This is a genomic window from Amycolatopsis sp. NBC_00355, from assembly GCF_036104975.1.
Lineage (GTDB): Bacteria > Actinomycetota > Actinomycetes > Mycobacteriales > Pseudonocardiaceae > Amycolatopsis.
Genome location: NZ_CP107982.1, coordinates 10,377,305 through 10,394,860 on the forward strand (window position 1 = coordinate 10,377,305; position 17,556 = coordinate 10,394,860).

The 17,556-nt window shown below is 72.4% G+C and carries 17 protein-coding genes and 1 pseudogene; 6 read left to right on the top strand and 12 right to left on the bottom strand.

Annotation, left to right across the window (positions count from 1 at the left end):
- Positions 1-35: 35 nt before the first annotated feature.
- Entirely contained in the window at positions 36-797 is a 762-nt protein-coding gene (locus tag OHS18_RS47985; RefSeq protein ID WP_328615332.1) for a S1 family peptidase, read from the bottom strand.
- 185 nt (positions 798-982) lie between these two features.
- Between OHS18_RS47985 and OHS18_RS47990 the strand changes: the two genes are divergently transcribed.
- A complete protein-coding gene (locus tag OHS18_RS47990) occupies positions 983-1,921 on the top strand; it encodes a hypothetical protein (protein WP_328615333.1) in 939 nt (312 codons plus the stop codon).
- On the opposite strand, the gene OHS18_RS47995 is transcribed toward OHS18_RS47990, so the two are convergent.
- Positions 1,863-3,272: a carboxylesterase/lipase family protein gene (locus OHS18_RS47995; protein WP_328615334.1), complete on the bottom strand. Its 1,410-nt coding sequence runs from the start codon at positions 3,270-3,272 to the stop codon at positions 1,863-1,865. The genes OHS18_RS47990 and OHS18_RS47995 overlap by 59 nt on opposite strands.
- An 11-nt stretch (positions 3,273-3,283) precedes the next feature.
- Positions 3,284-4,180, bottom strand: coding sequence for an MBL fold metallo-hydrolase (locus OHS18_RS48000; RefSeq protein WP_328615335.1), 897 nt, complete (start codon positions 4,178-4,180; stop codon positions 3,284-3,286).
- Positions 4,181-4,304: 124 nt separating this feature from the next.
- On the opposite strand from OHS18_RS48000, the gene OHS18_RS48005 reads away from it, so the two are divergent.
- The gene (locus tag OHS18_RS48005) at positions 4,305-5,141 is read left to right on the top strand and encodes a helix-turn-helix transcriptional regulator (RefSeq protein WP_328615336.1); all 837 of its coding nucleotides are present in this window, start codon (positions 4,305-4,307) and stop codon (positions 5,139-5,141) included.
- Between the two features lie 159 nt (positions 5,142-5,300).
- Positions 5,301-5,555 (top strand): annotated as a pseudogene (locus OHS18_RS48010) (ABC transporter ATP-binding protein); the annotation flags it as partial.
- Positions 5,556-5,768: 213 nt separating this feature from the next.
- On the opposite strand, the gene OHS18_RS48015 reads toward OHS18_RS48010, so the two are convergent.
- Positions 5,769-6,425: an HAD family hydrolase gene (locus tag OHS18_RS48015; RefSeq protein ID WP_328615337.1), complete on the bottom strand. Its 657-nt coding sequence runs from the start codon at positions 6,423-6,425 to the stop codon at positions 5,769-5,771.
- 562 nt (positions 6,426-6,987) lie between these two features.
- Here OHS18_RS48015 and OHS18_RS48020 point away from each other — a divergent pair.
- Together OHS18_RS48020 and OHS18_RS48025 are read left to right on the top strand one after the other, a co-directional pair.
- Positions 6,988-7,398, top strand: coding sequence for an STAS domain-containing protein (locus OHS18_RS48020; RefSeq protein WP_328457596.1), 411 nt, complete (start codon positions 6,988-6,990; stop codon positions 7,396-7,398).
- Positions 7,399-7,452: 54 nt separating this feature from the next.
- A complete protein-coding gene (locus OHS18_RS48025) occupies positions 7,453-8,460 on the top strand; it encodes a zinc-dependent alcohol dehydrogenase (RefSeq protein ID WP_328618700.1) in 1,008 nt (335 codons plus the stop codon).
- Here the strand turns inward: OHS18_RS48025 and OHS18_RS48030 are convergent.
- From OHS18_RS48030 to OHS18_RS48715, 8 genes are all read right to left on the bottom strand, one after another.
- The gene (locus OHS18_RS48030; RefSeq protein ID WP_328615338.1) at positions 8,457-8,930 is read right to left on the bottom strand and encodes a GNAT family N-acetyltransferase; all 474 of its coding nucleotides are present in this window, start codon (positions 8,928-8,930) and stop codon (positions 8,457-8,459) included. The two genes, OHS18_RS48025 and OHS18_RS48030, sit on opposite strands and share 4 nt — an antisense overlap.
- A gap of 4 nt (positions 8,931-8,934) precedes the next feature.
- Positions 8,935-9,801, bottom strand: coding sequence for a 4-hydroxyphenyl-beta-ketoacyl-CoA hydrolase (gene couO / locus OHS18_RS48035; protein ID WP_328615339.1), 867 nt, complete (start codon positions 9,799-9,801; stop codon positions 8,935-8,937).
- Positions 9,802-9,829: 28 nt separating this feature from the next.
- Entirely contained in the window at positions 9,830-10,723 is an 894-nt protein-coding gene (locus OHS18_RS48040) for a 3-hydroxyacyl-CoA dehydrogenase NAD-binding domain-containing protein (protein ID WP_328615340.1), read from the bottom strand.
- Complete coding sequence (locus OHS18_RS48045) at positions 10,720-12,645, bottom strand: acetoacetate--CoA ligase (protein ID WP_328615341.1); 1,926 nt, start codon at positions 12,643-12,645, stop codon at positions 10,720-10,722. Before OHS18_RS48045 ends, OHS18_RS48040 begins: the two co-directional genes overlap by 4 nt.
- On the bottom strand, positions 12,642-13,409 hold the full coding sequence (locus OHS18_RS48050; RefSeq protein ID WP_328615342.1) for a crotonase/enoyl-CoA hydratase family protein: 768 nt from the start codon (positions 13,407-13,409) through the stop codon (positions 12,642-12,644). Before OHS18_RS48050 ends, OHS18_RS48045 begins: the two co-directional genes overlap by 4 nt.
- Positions 13,406-14,890, bottom strand: coding sequence for an acyl-CoA synthetase (locus tag OHS18_RS48055; protein WP_328615343.1), 1,485 nt, complete (start codon positions 14,888-14,890; stop codon positions 13,406-13,408). The genes OHS18_RS48050 and OHS18_RS48055 overlap by 4 nt, the downstream gene beginning before the upstream one ends.
- Before the next feature lie 88 nt (positions 14,891-14,978).
- Entirely contained in the window at positions 14,979-16,019 is a 1,041-nt protein-coding gene (locus OHS18_RS48060) for a cytochrome P450 (protein ID WP_328615344.1), read from the bottom strand.
- Between the two features lie 75 nt (positions 16,020-16,094).
- Entirely contained in the window at positions 16,095-16,220 is a 126-nt protein-coding gene (locus OHS18_RS48715; RefSeq protein WP_442874436.1) for a tryptorubin family RiPP precursor, read from the bottom strand.
- 267 nt (positions 16,221-16,487) lie between these two features.
- Between OHS18_RS48715 and OHS18_RS48065 the strand changes: the two genes are divergently transcribed.
- Positions 16,488-17,252: a hypothetical protein gene (locus OHS18_RS48065; RefSeq protein ID WP_328615345.1), complete on the top strand. Its 765-nt coding sequence runs from the start codon at positions 16,488-16,490 to the stop codon at positions 17,250-17,252.
- The last annotated feature ends 304 nt before the right edge of the window (positions 17,253-17,556 follow it).

Genomic DNA, 17,556 nt, shown 5'->3' on the forward strand with positions numbered 1-17,556 from the left:
GCCGGCCGCGCGCCGGCCGGCGACCCCGGGCCGCCTCAGACGCCGCTGATCTGCCGGATCCAGCCGCGGCCCGCGGCGACGCTGCCGTAGGTGGTGATGCTGGACCGGTCACTGGTCGAGCAGACACCCACCTGGACCCCGCCGTCGATCATCGGGCCGCCGGAGTCGCCGCCCGCGACCGCGCCGTTGGGCGTCGAGGCCGAGATCGCCGGGCCGCCGTAGTTGTCGGACGCCGAGGTGTCGGAGATCCGGACGTCGGCGCGCTTCAGGACGTTCGACTGGTGGCTGCCCTCGTCGGTCGCCTGGGTCGCGCCCCAGCCGTAGACACGGGCGGAGTCGCCTTCTCCGGCGTCCGAAGAGCTGCTGGCGAGCGGGGCGAACGTGGTGCCGCCGTTGGTGTTCAGCTTGATCAGGGCGAGGTCGCCGCCGGACCACACGTAGGTCGACGACGCCTTCGCGTGCACGCCGCCGGACGCGCTGTTCGACCCGATGTAGAGGTCGATGTCGGACAGCCGCTGCCCGTTGTTGTCGTACATGCAGTGCTTGGCGGTCAGCACCCAGCGCGCGCCGATCAGCGTGCTGGTGCAGAAGAACGTGTAACCGTTGGCGTGGCCGTTGAAGCGGGTGATGTAACCGGGGTTCTGCGCCGTGCTGCCGCCGATGATCGACGGCGCCGCATCGGGGGAGAGCGGCGCGGTGCTCGCCGACGCGGGGGCCGCGGCGAGCGTGGCGAGGGCGGCGCAGGAACCGGCGAGCAGCGCCGCGGCACGGACGAACCGGCCGTGGGATTCACGCATGGGGGACTCCTCGGGGACTTCCGGTGGGGACTTCCGGTGGGGACTCACCGAAAGTAAGCGCCCGGGGTCGTCCGGGTAACCGTCCGAAGATCCGGGCCCATCAACGGAACAGGACAGATCGTTCGTCGGGTGACACCGGCCACCCGGGGTGTTAGACCGAACGGACCTACGCACGAAGGACGCGCATGTCGTTGTTCGCGGTGCATTCGCCGGGACGCCGGGAGCAGCTGGCCCACGCGCTCGCCGACGGCCCGTTCTGCCGGGCGTTGTCGCTGGCCGTCGACCAGAGCGGGCTGGGCCTCGCACGCCTCAAGGACCGGCTGGCCGCGGCGGGCGCGCCGGTCAGCACGACCACGCTCAGCTACTGGCGCACCGGCCGTACCCGGCCCGAGCGCCCCGAGTCGCGCCGCGCGGTCACGGTGCTGGAAGACGTCCTCGGGCTGCCCGCCGGCTCGCTGACCGGCCTGCTCGACCGCCCGGACGGCGGGCGCTCCCCGGTCGGCCTGGTGCGGTGGGAACGGCTGTGGGGTCCCCGCAACGGCGTCGTCCCGGTGCTGAACTCGTTCGAAGCCGCCGACGACCCGGCGCTGGTGGTGCTGAGCCTGCACGAGTCCCTGCACGTCCGCGCCGACCGCTCGCTGTCCCGGCTGCGGGTGCGCGAGGTCGTGCGGGCGGTGGCGGAACCCGTGCAGGCCCGGGTGGTGACGCTGCGCGGGTGCGTCGCGGGCACACCGCCGCGGCTGGTGGCCACCCGGTACTGCGGGCCCGGCCGCACGGAAGTGCTGCCGGAGCACGGTTTCCTCGTCAGCGAACTGGTGCTGAGCCGATCGCTGGCCGAGGGCGAGACGGCGATCCTCGAGTACGAGTTCGACTACACCGACGGCGTCCCGGACACCAGCTACGACCGCCGCTTCCGGCACCCGGTCGCCGAGCACCTCCAGGAGGTCCACTTCGACGCGAACGCCCTGCCGTCGTCCTGTCACGCGTATCGGCTGGACTCCCCGGACGGCCCCGAGCGCGAGACGGCCGAGGTCGTCGTGTCGCCCGTGGTGCCCGCGCACGTCTTCAGGACCGGGGTGGCGCCGGGGATCCTGGGGATGCGGTGGAGCTGGCCCGCTCGGTGAAGCGGCAGGTTTCCGATCTCGTCCAGCCGGGGTCGCCGGTGCGGGCGAAGTCCACCCACGCCGTGTGCATCCGCGTCGCCAGCTCGGCGGGCGGTTCCCCGGTGCCCAGCAGGCCTCGTGGACCGCGCAGGGCCGGGAGATCCAGGCGGTCGAAGACGAACGGCAGCTCCATCGTGTGGGCCGCGCCCAGCTGACCGTCCACAGCGGACGATCGCCACGCGAACTCGTAGGTGTACGCGGCGCCGTGGGCTTCGGCGAGCCGACGGGTTCCGGTGCCGAACAACGCGTCACCCATGATCGCCGACCGCAGCTCACCCGCTGTCGCATGTGGACGTCGGGCGCGGTGGTCCGCCACGAGCGCGGCCGGGTCGACGGCCACCTTCGCGGCCGTCTCGAGTAGGTCTTTTTCCGTCGAGGTGGCCAGATTTCCTTGGGGCGCCAGGTAGAGCGCGCCTTCGTCGGCGTTCGTGCCGATGAGCAGCGCGGCATCCGTCGCCAGGGCCTCGGCGGGCTGGCGGTCCAGCACCAGGCTGAACGCGCTCAGCCCGAGCAGCGGATCGAAGTCCGTCGCGGTCCGCAGGTCCAGGCCACCCAGCTGCGTGGCGACGAACCGCTCGTCGGGGACCTCGCCGAACGCCGCCACCGTCGGCTCGACGTCCAGCGCGGCAGCCGCCGCGTGCGTGACCCGGGCCGCCTGCTCGGGGGTGAACGCGCCCAGGCCGTTGCCGCTCTGCACGACGGCCCGCCGGAACAGGCCGGCCGCCTCGGGCGTGGCCAGGACACCGGCCGTGATGGTGGCACCGGCGGACTGGCCGGCCAGGGTGACGTTGCCGGGGTCACCGCCGAACGCCGCGATGTTCTCGCGCACCCATCGCAGCGCGGCGACGACGTCCAGGAGCCCGCGGTTGCGCGGCGCGCCGGGCAGGTCGAGGAACCCGGGGACACCGAGGCGGTAGTTGACCGTCACCAGCACCACGCCGTCGCGCGCGAACGCCGTCCCGTCGTAGAGCGGCGAGCGGGTCGAGCCGGTGACGAACCCGCCGCCGTGCACGAACACGATGACCGGGCAGTCCCGGGCCGCCGGCGGGGCCCAGACACCGGCCGTGAGGTAGTCGTCGCCGCGGACCCAGCCGGTCCCGAAGTACGGCGACATGTCCAGCACGCCGAAGCCGTCCCGGCGGGGTTGCGGGGCGGTCGGCCCGGGCCGCGTCGCGTCCCGGACTCCCTCCCACGGCTCGGGTGGCCGGGGCGGCGCGAACCGGCCCGCGCCGATCGGTGGTGCGGCGTAAGGGATGTCGAGGTAGACCCCGGCGTGGCCGCGGACGTCGCCCGCGGTGGTGGTGACGATCAACGCAGTTCTCCTCAGAGCTTGCCGAACGGGGCCCAGTCCTTGATGGCGAACCGGTCGCCGTCGCGGACGACCTCGGCGCCGCCGTGGCCGCCGAGGTGGGCGGACAGGACGAGCGCGTTGGTGTCGGCGGCCTGGCCGAGCAGCCGGCGACGGGAAGCGCGGGCCTGCGCGGGGTCTTCGCAGAAGCAGCTGTTGGTGTCGGGCTCGACGAGCTGCAGGGCCGTGTGCAGCAGGTCGCCGACGAACAGCGCGCGGTCGCCGCCCGAGTCGAGGGCGAGCACCGACGACCCCGGCGTGTGCCCCGGCGCCAGGTCGAGCGTCAGGTTCGCGTCGACGCGGTGGCTGTCCTCCCACAGCAGGGTCTGCCCGGCCTCGTGCACCGGCGCGACGCTGTCCTCGAAGACGTTCTGGTTGCCGCGCCCCAGGTTCGGCTCGTGGCCGTTGGCCGGGTTCCAGAAGTCGAAGTCGGCCTTGGGCATCAGGTAGGTGGCGTTCGGGAACGTCGGGACCCAGCTGCGGTCGTCGAGGTAGGTGTTCCAGCCGACGTGGTCGACGTGCAGGTGGGTGTTGACCACCAGGTCGACGTCCTCCGGCCGCACGCCGGCCGCCGCGAGGTTGCCGAGGAAGCCGGTGTCCAGGTGGCTCCACACCGGCGTGTACGGCCGCTCCTTGTGGTTGCCGACGCCGGTGTCGACGAGGATCGTCTTGCCTTCACTGCGCAGCAGCCAGGTCTGGATGGCCGAGACGCAGACGTGGTTCTCCCGGTCGAGGAAGTCGGGGGCGAGCCAGTCCGCGTCCCAGGCACCTTCCGGGCTTTCGGGGAAGAAGGTCTCGGGTGTCATCCCGACCGAGCCGTAGTACTCCGTGATCCGGGTGACCGTGACGTCGCCCAGCACAATCTCCTGCATGTCCGCTCCGGGGTCGCTGGTGTTTCCCCCAGCCTGCGGCGGGTTCCCGCGGGCAACCAGCCCCGCCGTTGCGTACCCCCGGCAGGGTCAGGCTCGCCGCGCCGGACCGGTGTTCACTGGGGTCATGGCGGTTCTCGGCGAGTTCCTGCGGGCGCGGCGATCCCTGCTGCGCCCCGAAGACGTCGGCCTGCCCGCCTTCGGCGAACGGCGGCGCGTCGCCGGGCTGCGGCGCGAGGAGCTGGCGCAGCTGGCCGGCGTCAGCGTGTCGTACTACACACGCCTGGAACAGGGCCAGTCCGGCAACGCGTCCGAGGCGATCCTGGACGCGCTGGCCGGGGCGCTGCGGCTCGACGAGCACGAGCGCGAACACCTGCGTGAGCTGGCCGCGCAACGCCCGCGCGCGCAACGCCGCCCGCCGCCGGAACGGCTCGACCCGCTGGCCCGCGACCTGCTGCGCTCACTGGGTGACGTGCCCGCGCTGGTCCTCGGGCGGCGCAGCGACGTGCTGGCGTGGAACCCGCTGGGCCACGCGCTGCTGGCCGGGCACGTCGACTTCACTGCACCCGAGAGGCCCGCGGACCGGCCGAACACGGCCCGGATGCTGTTCCTCGACCCGCACGTCCGCGAGCTGTACGCGGACTGGCCGCGCAAGGCCCGGGCGGTCGTCGGCAACCTGCGGGCCGTCGCCGGGCGGCACCCCGAAGACGCCCTGCTGGCGTCGCTGGTGGGGGAGCTGACCATGAAGAGCCCCGAGTTCGTCGCGCTGTGGGGCGATCACCGGGTCAAGCCGTGCGAGGCCGACTCGTACGACCTGCGGCACCCGCTGGTGGGCCCGCTGACGGTGGCCCAGCAGATCCTGACGCCCGCGCGGTCGCCTGAGCAGACCGTCGTCGTCGTGACGACCGCGGAGAGCTCGGCCTCGGAGAACACACTCAAGCTGCTGGCCCGGTCAGGGCACTGAGCCGGCCGGTTTCTTCGTGCGGATGGCCAGATCCGCGGCGGAGGACCTGGCCGACCTGATGACCGACGCCCCACCCGAGGGCCAACGGCGCCGGGAAGTCGACGATCCTGTCCGTGGCCTCGACCCAGCGCGGGCACCGCCGTGATGCTCGGCCACCGGATGGGCACGGTCGACCTGCGGGACGTCCGGACGCACATCGGGTTCGTCGGCGCGAACCAGCGGCTGCCCGACGCCGAGAACCACTACGCGCACACTGTGGTGCTGACCGGGTACAGCGGCAGTGTGCTGCCGCTGTGGGAGCGCTACGACGACACGATCCGTGACCGCGCGGCGAAGCTCCTCGAGCTGGTCGGCTGCACCGGCCTCGGTGACCGGCCGGTGCGGGTGTGTTCGCAGGGCGAACGCGCCCGCATCCGGCCGGCCCGGGCGCTGCTGGCCGATCCGCTGCCGCTCCTGCTGGACGAGCCGTTCGCCGGCCTGGACGTGCCGGGACGTGAGGACCTGCCGCCGGCGCTGGAGAACCCGACCCGGGCCCAGCCCGAGCTGGCCACGCCCGCAACGGCCAACACGGTCACCGGAACGGTCACCACAGCGACCGGAACGGCCACCACAGGCCGCGGTTCGGCACTAGGTGAACAGCTCCGCCAGCGGGCTCTGGTCGAGGCCGTCGAGCAGGGCTTCGGCGTCGTCGTAGGTCGCGATGGCGCCGGCTTCGGTCAGCTCCGCCGCGCCGACGCCGCCGGAGAGCACCGCGACCGTGCGCACGCCCGCTTTGGTGGCGGCCAGGACGTCCCAGACGGAGTCCCCGACGAAGATCGTGTCCGCCGGCTCGGTGCCCGCGCGCTCCAGCGCGGCGTACACCGGTTCCGGGTCGGGCTTGGTGGCCTCGACGTCGTCGCCCGCGACGATGCCCGCGACGACGTCGTCGACGTCGAGGGCCTTGCGCTGCAGGTCGAGCTCGTCCGGCCCGGCCGACGTCGCCAGGAGCACCCGCACCCCGTGCCCGGCGATGACGCGGATCAGCGCGGCGGCCTGGTCGAAGGGCCGGAGCAGCTCGGCCGTCTCGAGGTAGAAGCGGCGGTGGAGGTCTTCGAGCCGGCTGCCGAGCTCGTCGGCGTCGGCTTGTCCGAGCAGTTCGGCGAGCAGCTTGCCGGACCCCATGCCGATCGCGCGGTGGACGCGCCAGGACGCGACGTCCCGGTCCAGTTCGCGGAACGCGCGCTGCCAGGCGTGGACGTGCAGGTAGTTGGAGTCGACGAGCGTGCCGTCGACGTCGAAGAGCACAGCGGTGGCGATGACGATCTCCTTCCGACGCTCTGGTGGTACCCGGCGGGGCAACCGCGAAACGTCGCGTCAGCCGTTATGGCGACGTGCGTCACGCGGGGAACATTTCCGCAGGCCGTGCGTTGTACAGACTGTCGGTACGGTGGTGTCCCCGGGCCTCACCCCATGCCTTCGCGGAGTGCCAGTCCGGCTGGCGCCGTGGAGCGCCACTCGCCGCGAGGCGACCCCCGTACCGGCCTGTGTCTCCCGCTTCCGCTCGCAGGTACCCCCAGCCTTCGCCGAGCGGGAGCGGGTCCTTTTTGTCCACTGTGGACCCGTTTCTTCGAGAGTGCGCTGTCGGGCGGCTCCACACTTCACCCGGCCGTGGCGGTTGGCGTGGGTACTCCTCCTCCATGGGACAGGCGGTGGAGTGCGGCTCGCCCGTTGGGCGGGGTTGCGCCGGGTGGACGGGAGGCTACGCTGCGAGGGTACGGTTCAGGCAACAGCCGTTACCCCCATTCCGGTCTGCGTCCGAGCGGGACTCCCGCCCGGCACTTCAATCTGTGAACGAAGGCGTCTGCCGATGTTGGTAGTGCAGCACCCCGCGACGGCGATCCCCGTGACCCGCGCGGGCGCCGGTGCGTTCGATATCAAGGTGATCCGCCCCTACTTCGGTGCCGTGATGGTCCGGATCCGGGGCGCCCTCGACGAAGAGAGCGCCGGGCAGCTCGATGCGGTCCTGGCCACGTGGGCCCACCGCAAGTTCCCCGTCCTGGTACTCGACCTCTCGGAGGTCGACCTCCTGGACGCGGCCGGCCTGGACGCCCTGGTCGACATCCACCTCCGGACCCAGCGGGAGAGCACCACCCTGCGCGTCGTCCCGGGCGACAACCGGGTCGTGCGCCGGGCGCTGTCGGACACCGGGCTCGACCACGCGCTCAACGTCAGCCCGCTGCCCGCCGGCTGGGAGCGCGCGACGGAGATCCCCGGCTGACCCGGCTGGCGCGCCGGCCCGCTCCCGGGTGAGACTTCCCGGGTGATCACCTCGATGCGGGCCTTCGTGCTCACCGGCCCGCGGGAGTTCTCGGTGCAGGACGTCCCCGTGCCCGAAGCCGTCCCCGGTGAGGTGGTCGTCGACGTCGAACGCGCCGGCGTCTGCGGCACCGACGTCGAGTTCTTCACCGGCGAAATGGCCTACCTGCACCAGGGCCACTCGGCGTACCCGATGCGGCTCGGGCACGAGTGGGCCGGCACCGTCTCGGCCGTCGGCGACGGCGTCGACCCGGGGTGGCTCGGGCGCCGCGTCATGGGCGACACCATGCTTGGCGACCGGACCTGCCGCCGCTGCCGCAAAGGGCACCAGCACACCTGCGCGCGCCGCGAGGAAGTCGGCATCCGCGGCGGGCGGCCCGGCGCGCTGGCCGAACGCATCGCCGTCCCCGCGTGGTCGCTGCACGCGCTGCCCGGCACCGTCGACGCCGTCCTCGGGGCCCTGGTCGAGCCGGGTGGCAACGCCCTGCGCGCGGCGCAGGCCGCCGGCGTCGGGCCCGGCGATCGCGCGCTCGTCCTGGGGCCCGGGACGATCGGGCTGCTCGTCGCCATGTTCCTGCGCGCGGCCGGCGCCGAAGTGCACCTGCTGGGCCGCGAGGAACCCACCCTCGCCTTCGCCCGCACGCTCGGCTTCGCGCACACCTGGACCCGCGAAACGCGCCCCGACCTGCCGTTCGACGCGATCGTCGACGCGTCCAACGCCGTCGAGCTGCCCGCGCTGGCCCTCGACCTGGTCGAGCCGGCCGGCCGGGTCGTCTACATCGGACTGGCCGGGCAGCCGAGCCGGATCGACACCCGCGAGCTGGTCCTGAAGGACGTCACGGCCGTCGGCATCCTGTCCGCGTCACCCGGTCTGGCCGACACGATCGCCGCGTACGCGAGCGGCGCCGTCGACCCGCGCCCGCTGGTCGCGGCGACCGTCGGGCTCGACGAGGCCGGGGCGGTGCTGGCGGGCGAGCACGCCGCGGGTCCCGGCCCGAAGATCCACGTCGACCCGCGGCGCTAGTCGAGCCGCAGGATGGTTTCCTCGATCTCCGCGCCGCGAGCGTTCGCGTACCCGGTGTCGGTGCCGACGACGGTGAAGCCCGCCCGCTGCAGGACTCGCAACGATCCGGCGTTGTCGCTGGCCGCCCGCGCGTGCAGGGGCCGGACCTCGACCGCGTCGAGCAGCAGGGCAAGCGCTTGCCCGGCGATGCCCTGCCCCCACACCGACCGGCCGATCCAGTACGTGATCTCCGTGTCGCCCTCCATGACGAACGCGGCGATGCTGCCGACGAGGACGCCGTCGCGGGTCACCGCGCGGTGGGTGATCCCGTCGGAGAACCGCACCTTCGCCATGTGCGCGTCGAACGCGTCGCGGTCGTCGGGGTCCTTGTGGGTGAACGCGGCCATCCGGACCGCCTCGGGGTCCCGCTGCTGCTCGAACAGCGTGTCGAGATCGGCGTCTTCGACCGGCCGGAGTGCTATCGCTGCCACCGGCTCAGGATAGGCCGAGCAGCCGGATCGCGTTGTCCTTCAGGATCAGCGGCCGCACCTCGTCCTTGATGTCCAGCTCGGCGAAGTCGGCCAGCCACCGGTCCGGTGTGATGACCGGGAAGTCCGAGCCGAACAGGACCTTGCGCTTCAGCAGCGTGTTCGCCGCGCGGACCAGCTGGGGCGGGAAGTACTTCGGGGACCAGCCGGACAGGTCGATGTAGACGTTCGCCTTGTGCGTCGCCACCGAGATCGCCTCGTCCTGCCACGGCACCGACGGGTGCGCCAGGATGATCGTCAGGTGCGGGAAGTCGGCGGCGACGTCGTCGAGCAGCATCGGGTTCGAGTAGCGCAGCTTGATGCCACGCCCGCCCGGCAGGCCCGCGCCGATCCCGGTCTGGCCGGTGTGGAACAGCGCCGGGACGCCGAGCTCGCCGATCGCCTCGTACAGCGGGTAGAACCGCGGGTCGTTCGGCTCGAAGCCCTGCAGGCTGGGGTGGAACTTGAACCCGCGGACGCCGTGTTCGGCGACGAGCCGGCGCGCCCGGTGCACGGCCGCCTTGCCGGAGTGCGGGTCGACCGAGCCGAACGGGATGAGCACGTCCGGGTGCTCGGCGGCCGCGTCGGCGATCTCCTCGCTCGAGAGCGCGGGGTGCCCGGTGGCGGCCGGCGCCTCGACCGTGAACACGACGGCGGCCATCTTGCGGGCGCGGTAGTGCTCGGCGATGGCCGTCACGGTCGGGGTCCGGTCCTGGTCGGCGCGGAAGTACTTCGCGGACGCGTCGAGCAGCTCCTGGTCCAGCGCGAAACAGCCGTGGCCGTCCTGCTCGACGTGGGTGTGGACGTCGAGGGCGGTCAGTGCGGAAAGGTCCACCGAAATCTCCGTCGTCGGATCGGGATGGTCAGGGCAGGTCGGGCTGCGCGGCCTTGGCGGCCAGCAGCTGGTCGAGGACGGCGTCGCGCGCGGCGACGAGCCGGGCTTGGTCGGTTTCGGCCAGTTCGGCGTCCACCCCCGCGACGAGCGTCTCGGCGAGCTCCGGCGTCAGGTGGACCTGGCCGAGGTCGCGCCACCACTGCTCGGTGGGCGGGCCGAGGTGCCGCAGGATGTGCGCCAGGCCGCCGGCGCCGCCGGAGAGGTGCTGGTTGGCGAACGGGCCGAGCACCGCCCAGCGCAGCCCGGGCCCGTACGCGATCGCCGTGTCGATGTCGGCGACCGTCGCGACCCCGCGTTCGACCAGCGAGTACGCCTCCTGCCACAGCGCGGCCTGCAGCCGGTTCGCGATGTGGCCGGGGACCTCCCGCGACAGCCGGATCGGGCGCTTCCCGACCGACGTGTAGAACGCCACCGCCCGGTCGACGACCTCGGGCGCGGTGTCGCGGCCGGGCACGACCTCGACGAGCGGGATCAGGTGCGGCGGGTTGAACGGGTGCCCGATCACGACCCGCTCGGGGTGGCGCGGGCAGCCGCGGGCGATGACGCTGGGCAGCAGCCCGGACGAGCTGCTCGCCAGGACCACGTCCGGCCGCGCGGCCTCGTCGAGGACGGCGAACAGCGCGTGCTTGACGTCTTCGCGCTCCGGACCGTTCTCCTGCACGAAGTCCGCCGCGGCGGCCGCCTCCCCGGCGTCGGCGACGAACCGCAGCCGATCCGTCGGCGTGCCTTCGAGAGCGCCGCGCAACCGGTCTTCGGCGTCCGGTGCCGGATCGGTGGCGACGACGTCGAGGCCGTGGGCGAGGAAGAGCCTCGCCCAGCTCGCGCCGATCACGCCGGTGCCGACGACCGCGACGGTGCTCATGCGCGCGCCCGGAAGTGGTCGAGGGCGCTGGGATCGGCCAGGACGTCCCGGCCGACGACGTCTTCCGCGCGGGCGCCGAGCAGGAGTTTCTTCACGGGCAGCTCCAGTTTCTTCCCGGTGCGGTTGCGGGGGATCACCGGGACGGCGGTGATCTCGTCGGGCACGTGCCGCGGCGACAGCGCGCTCTTCAACGCGCTCTTGATGCGGCCGCGCAGGTCGTCGTCCAGAGCGCCGTCGCGGAGCACGACGTAGAGGCGAAGGTCGCCGTTGCCGCCCGCCGGATCTTCGAGGTGCACGACCAGGGAGTCGTCGATCTCCGGCAGCTCCTCGACGACCGTGTAGAACTCGGCGGTGCCGAGGCGGACGCCGCCGCGGTTGAGGGTGGCGTCGGAGCGGCCGGCGATGACGCAGCCGCCGTCCGGCGAGAAGCGCACCCAGTCGCCGTGCCGCCACACACCGGGGTAGTCGGCGAAATACGTTGCGCGGTAACGGGAATCCGGATCCGTGACCGGGAGATCGCCCCAGAACCCGACCGGCATGGACGGCATCGGCGCGGTGATCACGAGCTCGCCCAGTTCCCCGACGACCGGCTTGCCGCGGGAGTCGAACGCTTTCGCGTCAACTCCCAAGCAGGGGCCCGAGATCTCCCCGGCCCACACCGGTTGCAGGGGGCTGCCCTGGACGATCCCGCTGCAGACGTCGGTGCCGCCGCTGCCGACGTTGAGCAGGACATCGGGGAACCGGTCGGCGACCCACCGGTAGCCCTCGGCGGGCAGCGGGCTGCCCGCCGCGCCGATCTGGCGCAGCGCCGAGAGGTCCAGGTCCGCCGCCGGGTCGAGGTCCGCTTTCCGGCACGCCATCAGGAAACCCGGGCTCGCGCCCAGCAGCGTCGCGCGGGTTTCGGCGGCGAGCCGCCACTGCCAGGCCAGGTCCGGGTGCAGCGGGTTGCCGTCGACCAGCACGATCGACGCGCCGGTGAGCAGGCCGGACACCAGCGCGTTCCACATCATCCAGGCGGTGGTGGAGAACCACAGCATCCGGTCACCGGGGCGCAGGTCCCAGCTGAGACCGTGGTTCTTGAGGTGCTCCAGCAGCAGCCCGCCGTGGCCGTGCACGATCGGCTTCGGTTTTCCCGTGGTGCCGGAGGAGAACAGCACGCACAGCGGGTGCGCGAACCCGACCGGCTCGAACCCCGGCTCACCTGGGTTGTCCAGTAGCTCGGCCCAGCCGGTGGCGTCGTCGCCGTACGCGACCCGGACGACATGCTCGATGCTCGGCAGCCCGGCCACGATCTCCGCGACTTCACTTCGGCGATCGATGTCCTTGGTGCCGTACCGATATCCCGAGACGGTCAGCAGCACCTTCGGCTCGACCTGCCCGAACCGGTCGAGCACCGCGCGGGCGCCGAACTCCGGCGCGCAGGACGCCCACACCGCGCCGAGGCCGGCGACCGCCAGGTACGCGACGACCGTCTCGGGGATGTTCGGCAGGTAGGCCACGACCCGGTCACCGCGTCCGACGCCCAGCCGCTTGAGACCGGCGCGGGCTTTCGCGACCTGGTCGCGCAGTTCTGCCCAGGTCAGCTCGTGGCGTGGGCGCGTCTGGGAATACGCGATGACGGCGACCTCGTCGTCGGGCCGGTGGCTGAGCGCGTGCTCGGCGTAGTTGAGCGTCGCGCCCGGAAACCACTCGGTGCCCGGCATCCGCGAATCGGGGACCACCGCCGTTTCGCCGGTGTGGAAGCGAACCCCGAAGTAGTCGCGGATCGACGACCAGAAGCCGTCGAGGTCCGTCACCGACCAGCGGTGCAGGCTCGCGTAGTCCTCGAAGCCGAGGCCGCGCTGGGTGGCCAGCCAGCCGAGGTAGCGGCCGATTTCCGTGGTGTCGCGGACATCGGCGGCGACCGGGCGCAACGCCGTCATCGGGCGACCTTCGCCGCGCGCTTGTCCAGGAACGCCCGCATCCGGTCCTGGGCCTCGGCGCTGCCGCTGGCGACGGCCGCCATCAGCGCCTCCAGCAGGTAGCCCTCCGCCGGGTTGGCCTCGGCGATGCGCGGCAGCGCCTGCAGCACCGCGAACGTCGTGATCGGCGACGCCGCGGCGATCTTGCGGGCCAGGCCGAGCGCGTGCTCCAGGCCCTCGCCCGGCTCGACGCGGTAGTGCGACAGCCCGGCGGCGTGGCCCTCGTCGGCGTCGAGGACGCGGCCGGTGAGCATCAGGTCGGTCATCCGGTGCGCGCCGATCAGCCGCGGCACCCGCACCGAACCGCCGCCGCCGACGAACAGGCCGCGCTGGCCTTCCGGGAGCGCGTAGAACGCCGACGACTCGGCGACGCGGATGTGCGTGGCCGACGCGAGTTCGAGGCCGCCGCCGATCACCGCGCCCTTGAGCACCGCGACAACCGGGACGCGGCCGCGTTCGATCCGCTCGAAGGCGCGGTGCCACATCATCGAGTGCTGCAGGCCCTCGAAGGCGTCCCGCTCGGTGAGCTCCGACAGGTCGAGCCCGGCGGAGAAGTGGTCGCCTTCGGCGTCGAGCACGACGGCTTTCACCTCGGCCGGCGGCGCGCTGAAGAACGCTTCGAGGGCCAGGACGGTGGCGTCGTCGAGCGCGTTGCGCTTCTTCGGCCGCGACAGCCGCAGCACCGCGACGTCGTCGTGCAGTTCGAGGTGCAGCGTGCTGGTCATGCGACTCCGTAGGTTTGTGCGGCTTGCTTGCGCAGCTCGACGCGGCGGATCTTGCCGGTGGCGTTGCGCGGCAGCGCCTCGACGAACCGGACGTACTTCGGCACCTTGTAGCGGGCCAGGTGCTGTTCCAGGTGCGCGCGGAACGCGGCTTCGTCCGGCTCCGCGCCGTCGCGGGCGACGACGTAGGCGGCGCCGACCTCACCCCAGCGCTCGTCCGGCACGCCGACCACGGCACAGGCGTCGACGGCGTCGAGCTGGACGGCGATCGCCTCGATCTCGGCGGGGTAGACGTTCTCGCCGCCGGAGATGATCAGGTCCTTGACCCGGTCGACGATGTGGGCCCAGCCGTCGTCCTCGACGCGGACGACGTCGCCGGTGCGGAACCACTGCTCGTCGACGAAGCTCGCCGCGCTCTCTTCGGGCCGGTTCCAATAGCCGGTGAAGACGTGCGGGCCGCGGACGAGCAGCTCGGCGGGCTCGGCGCTCAGCGGTCTGCCGCCGTCGGCGGCGACGTCGGTGAAGAAGTGCGGCACGCCCGCGGCGACCGGGTGGTCGAGCGTGCCGTCGTGGGTGGCCATGAAGACGCCGGGGGAGGCCTCGGTCATGCCGTAGCCCTGCAGCAGCCGGACGCCGCGGTCGAGCCACGCCCGCGCGACGCGTTCGGCGACCGGCGAGCCGCCGTAGAGCACGCAGGTCAGCGAGCTGAGGTCGGTGGCCGCCCACGACTCGTGGCGGCACATCATCTCCAGCATCGTGGGGACGGCGGAGAAGCTGGTGATCCCGGCTTCGGCGATGCGGGCGAGGATCGTGCCGGCGTCGAACTTGGCGACCGGCTCGACGCAGCCGCCTTTGAACAGCGTCGGCAGCGTGATCTGGCCCAGCCCCACGCAGTGGAACAGCGGTGCGATGCAGAGGGCCTTGTCGGTGCCGAGGACGTCCAGGTGGGCGAGCTGGTTGACGGTGTTCCAGGTCAGGTTGCCGTGGGTGAGGACCGCCGCCTTCGGCCGGCCGGTGGTGCCGGAGGTGTAGAGCAGCAGGCACGGGTCGTCGAGGCCGACCTCGGGTTCGGGTGGCGTTCCGCTGCCGGCTTCGCCGGCTTTCACGAGCTGGATTTCGTGGGGGCCGGCCGCCGCGACGAGGTCGTCGGCGTCCGGGCTGTGCACCAGGAGCGACGCGCCGCTGTCGCCGAGCATGTAGCGGATCTCGGCGGGGGAGAGGCGGTAGTTGAGCGGCACGAAGATGGCGCCGCAGCGGGCGGTGGCGAAGAGCGTCTCGAAGACGGCGATGTCGTTGACGCCGAGGTAGGCGACCCGATCGCCCGGCCGCACGCCGCGCCGGGTCAGCTGGCCGGCCAGCCGGTCGACGTTCTCGGCGAGCCGGGCGTAGGTGAGGGTGCGCCCGGCCTGCACCAGCGCGGTGCGGCCGGGGTCGATCCGGGCCCGCCGCGCCGGCCAGCTGCCCAGGCCGAAGTCCGCGCTCATCGCCACGCCTCCTGATATCAGGGAACCTGATAAGACTCAGGATGCGCGCGTACCGCGGCGGGTGTCAAGAGTTGCCGACACGGCCTTGTCAGCGGCGCACGACCCGCAGGTCGGCCACCTCCAGGAGACCGTCGAGGTCGACGTGCGCCTTGAGCTGCCGCGGGTCGGGTGCCAGGCCCTGGGTGCGGACGACGTCCAGCAGCCTGCTGGCCAGCGGCAACACCATGTGACGGCCCCAGCAGCGTTCACTCACGTGGCCGAACGGCAGGTAGCCCGGCTGGGTGTCGGCGTCCAGGTCCGCCCAGCGCTCGGGGAGGAACTCGTCGGGGTCGTCCCAGAGCGCGGGGGAGCGGTGGCTGACGATCGGCAGCAGCAGGAGGTCGTCACCGGGGCCGATGCGGGCGTCGACCTCGGTGTACTCCGGCGAGCGGACCCGCAGGATGTTCCACGACGGCGGCAGCAGCCGCAGGGCCTCGTTGATCACGTGCTCGTTCGGGACGTCGTCGGCGAACGGCGCGCCGAGCCAGACCGCGTTGGTGACCAGGGCGGCGACCGTGAAGCAGATGGGGGCGGCGACGCGGCGGTAGAGGTACATCCGGAAGCGTCGCTCGGCGAAGTCGTCCGCCGCGAGGACCTGCCGCGCGAGTGTGGACAGCTCGCGGCCCGCGGCCGACGGCGGGAACAGCGCGGAACCGGCCGTGACGGCCGACCAGGTGAGCTTCGGGGTCAGCTCCAGCCGCCGGTCGACGAGCGTCCGGAACCGGCGGGTTTCGGCGCCGAAGACCAGGTCACGCAGGTGGTCGTGCGGTACGGCGGGCCATTTCCCGGTGAGGTCGGGGTGGCCCGCGGGCTTCTTGAGCGCGGCCCGGACGTCCGCGCCGACGGCCTGCATCAGGCTCGCGGACTCCGTTCGGGTGACGTGGCGTCCGAGGACCGGCTTGAACGTGGGCCGTTCCTCGCCGTTCGCCGGGCGGGCCTTCAGCAGGGCGTTCATCAGATCGGGGTCGGCGACGCCGATGGTGTCCGGTTCGAGCCGGAAGAGCTCGCCGCCGCGGTGCTCCCGCAGCAGCTGGTCGATCCGGGGCGCGAAGACAGTGTGTTTTGTCCGGTTGCCGGCGGCGATGACCACTCTTTTCGCGCTCCTTCGAGGAAAGCGGAGGGCCGGTTCCGGTAGTATCCGGAACCGGCCCCTCCGGTCAGGGGATCAGATCCAGCCGTACCAGGCATAGGCCTTCAGGCTCTTTGCGGGGAGCGCTTTCTTGACGAGACGGACAAGCTTCACCGACGTCCTCCTTCGTTCGTGTGAAAGGGATCTCGCGGCCGCGACCATCCGGGGACCACATTACGGGGACGGCACACCGGTTGGTCAAGAACGAACTTTCGATTGTCCATTCCTTGTCCGGTCACCGGTGAGCGGGAATGTCCTACGAACGTCGGTATTGATCGATTTTGCGTTCGATGCTAAGGAATAGTTTTACACACACGTATTTCATTCTTCACATTCGTGTCTCCGGCGGCATGTTCAAGACGGCCCTCGGGTGGGTAGCCGGGTGGTGTGGTGGGCGACGTCCGCCGAGACGAGTGGAGAGGTGAAGCCATGGGCGACGCTGCGGTCGGGCAACGAGTGAAGACGGCGGCGGCCGGCGTGCGGGAGCTCGCCGTCGAGGCCGCGCGAGTGGGCGCGGACGCGGCCGCGCGGGCGGTGGAGATCACCGACCGGAAGCTGGCCGAGGGGGCGGACGAGCTCGCCGAGGTCGGCCGCAAGGCGACGAAGGACTTCGACAAAGGCACGCGCGCGTCCCGCCGTGAGCTGCGGGTGAACTCCGTCGCCGCGCGCGACGAGGTGCTGGCCCGCGCGGTCAAGATGCGCGACCCGGGCCGGAAGGCCGCGGAGGCGGTCGCCGCCGTGGTCGGGTCGAGGGGTGACTCCGGCCGCAAGCGCCGCAAGACGGTGGCGACGGCGAAGAAGGACCTGACGGCGGCCCTGGCCGAGGCCAAGAGCGCGGCCCGGGGCGAGCGGCCGAAGAAGAACCGCTGGCCGTGGGTGATCGGCGTGGCCGTCCTGGCCGCGGGTGCGGCCGCCGTGCTGCGCGCGAGGCGGGGCAACCCGCTGGCGGAGCCGCAGCTCCACGAGGCCGACCCGGTCGCGGAGCAGGCACCGGCCAACGGCAGCGCGCCGAAGCCGCCGGTGACCCCGGCAACGCCCCCGCCGGCCCCGCAGAACGGCGCGAAGCACGCGGCGGCCCCGGCGAAGCCGCCGGCCGCCCCGACGAGCGGCACGAAGCCCGCGGCTGTCCCGCCGAAGCCGCCGGTGACTCCGCCGAAGCCCGCGCCGAGCACGGAGAACAGCCCGAAGAAGTAGCACGCGCAACAGGCTCCGCGACGCACCTGGTGTATGTCGCGGAGCCTTTTGTGTGCACGAGAAGGGGCACGCACGGAGTGCCCGCGACGCACCAGGTGCGTCGCGGAGCCGCTTGCGTTCACCTGCAGGGCAATGCGATGCCACGCTCGTCGAAGAAGTCCGGGCCACAGTGGACGGTGCCATCGTCACGGCCGCGTTCCGCCGGTACCGGCTGCCTGGGTCCGCACGGTCACCGGCGACACGATCGGGCCGCTGGGGGGCTTCCCGCTGACCCGGGATCCGAGTGTGGCTCGTGAGGCACACC

Coding starts and splice junctions, on each gene's coding strand:
- OHS18_RS48020 (WP_328457596.1), top strand. CDS start 6,988: ATGTTGGTAGTGCAGCACCCCGCGACGGCGATCCCCGTGACCCGCGCG.
- OHS18_RS48005 (WP_328615336.1), top strand. CDS start 4,305: ATGGCGGTTCTCGGCGAGTTCCTGCGGGCGCGGCGATCCCTGCTGCGC.
- OHS18_RS48065 (WP_328615345.1), top strand. CDS start 16,488: ATGGGCGACGCTGCGGTCGGGCAACGAGTGAAGACGGCGGCGGCCGGC.
- OHS18_RS48055 (WP_328615343.1), bottom strand. CDS start 14,890: ATGAGCGCGGACTTCGGCCTGGGCAGCTGGCCGGCGCGGCGGGCCCGG.
- OHS18_RS48000 (WP_328615335.1), bottom strand. CDS start 4,180: ATGCAGGAGATTGTGCTGGGCGACGTCACGGTCACCCGGATCACGGAG.
- OHS18_RS48045 (WP_328615341.1), bottom strand. CDS start 12,645: ATGACGGCGTTGCGCCCGGTCGCCGCCGATGTCCGCGACACCACGGAA.
- OHS18_RS47990 (WP_328615333.1), top strand. CDS start 983: ATGTCGTTGTTCGCGGTGCATTCGCCGGGACGCCGGGAGCAGCTGGCC.
- OHS18_RS48715 (WP_442874436.1), bottom strand. CDS start 16,220: ATGGTCGCGGCCGCGAGATCCCTTTCACACGAACGAAGGAGGACGTCG.
- OHS18_RS48050 (WP_328615342.1), bottom strand. CDS start 13,409: ATGACCAGCACGCTGCACCTCGAACTGCACGACGACGTCGCGGTGCTG.
- OHS18_RS48025 (WP_328618700.1), top strand. CDS start 7,453: ATGCGGGCCTTCGTGCTCACCGGCCCGCGGGAGTTCTCGGTGCAGGAC.
- OHS18_RS47985 (WP_328615332.1), bottom strand. CDS start 797: ATGCGTGAATCCCACGGCCGGTTCGTCCGTGCCGCGGCGCTGCTCGCC.
- OHS18_RS48040 (WP_328615340.1), bottom strand. CDS start 10,723: ATGAGCACCGTCGCGGTCGTCGGCACCGGCGTGATCGGCGCGAGCTGG.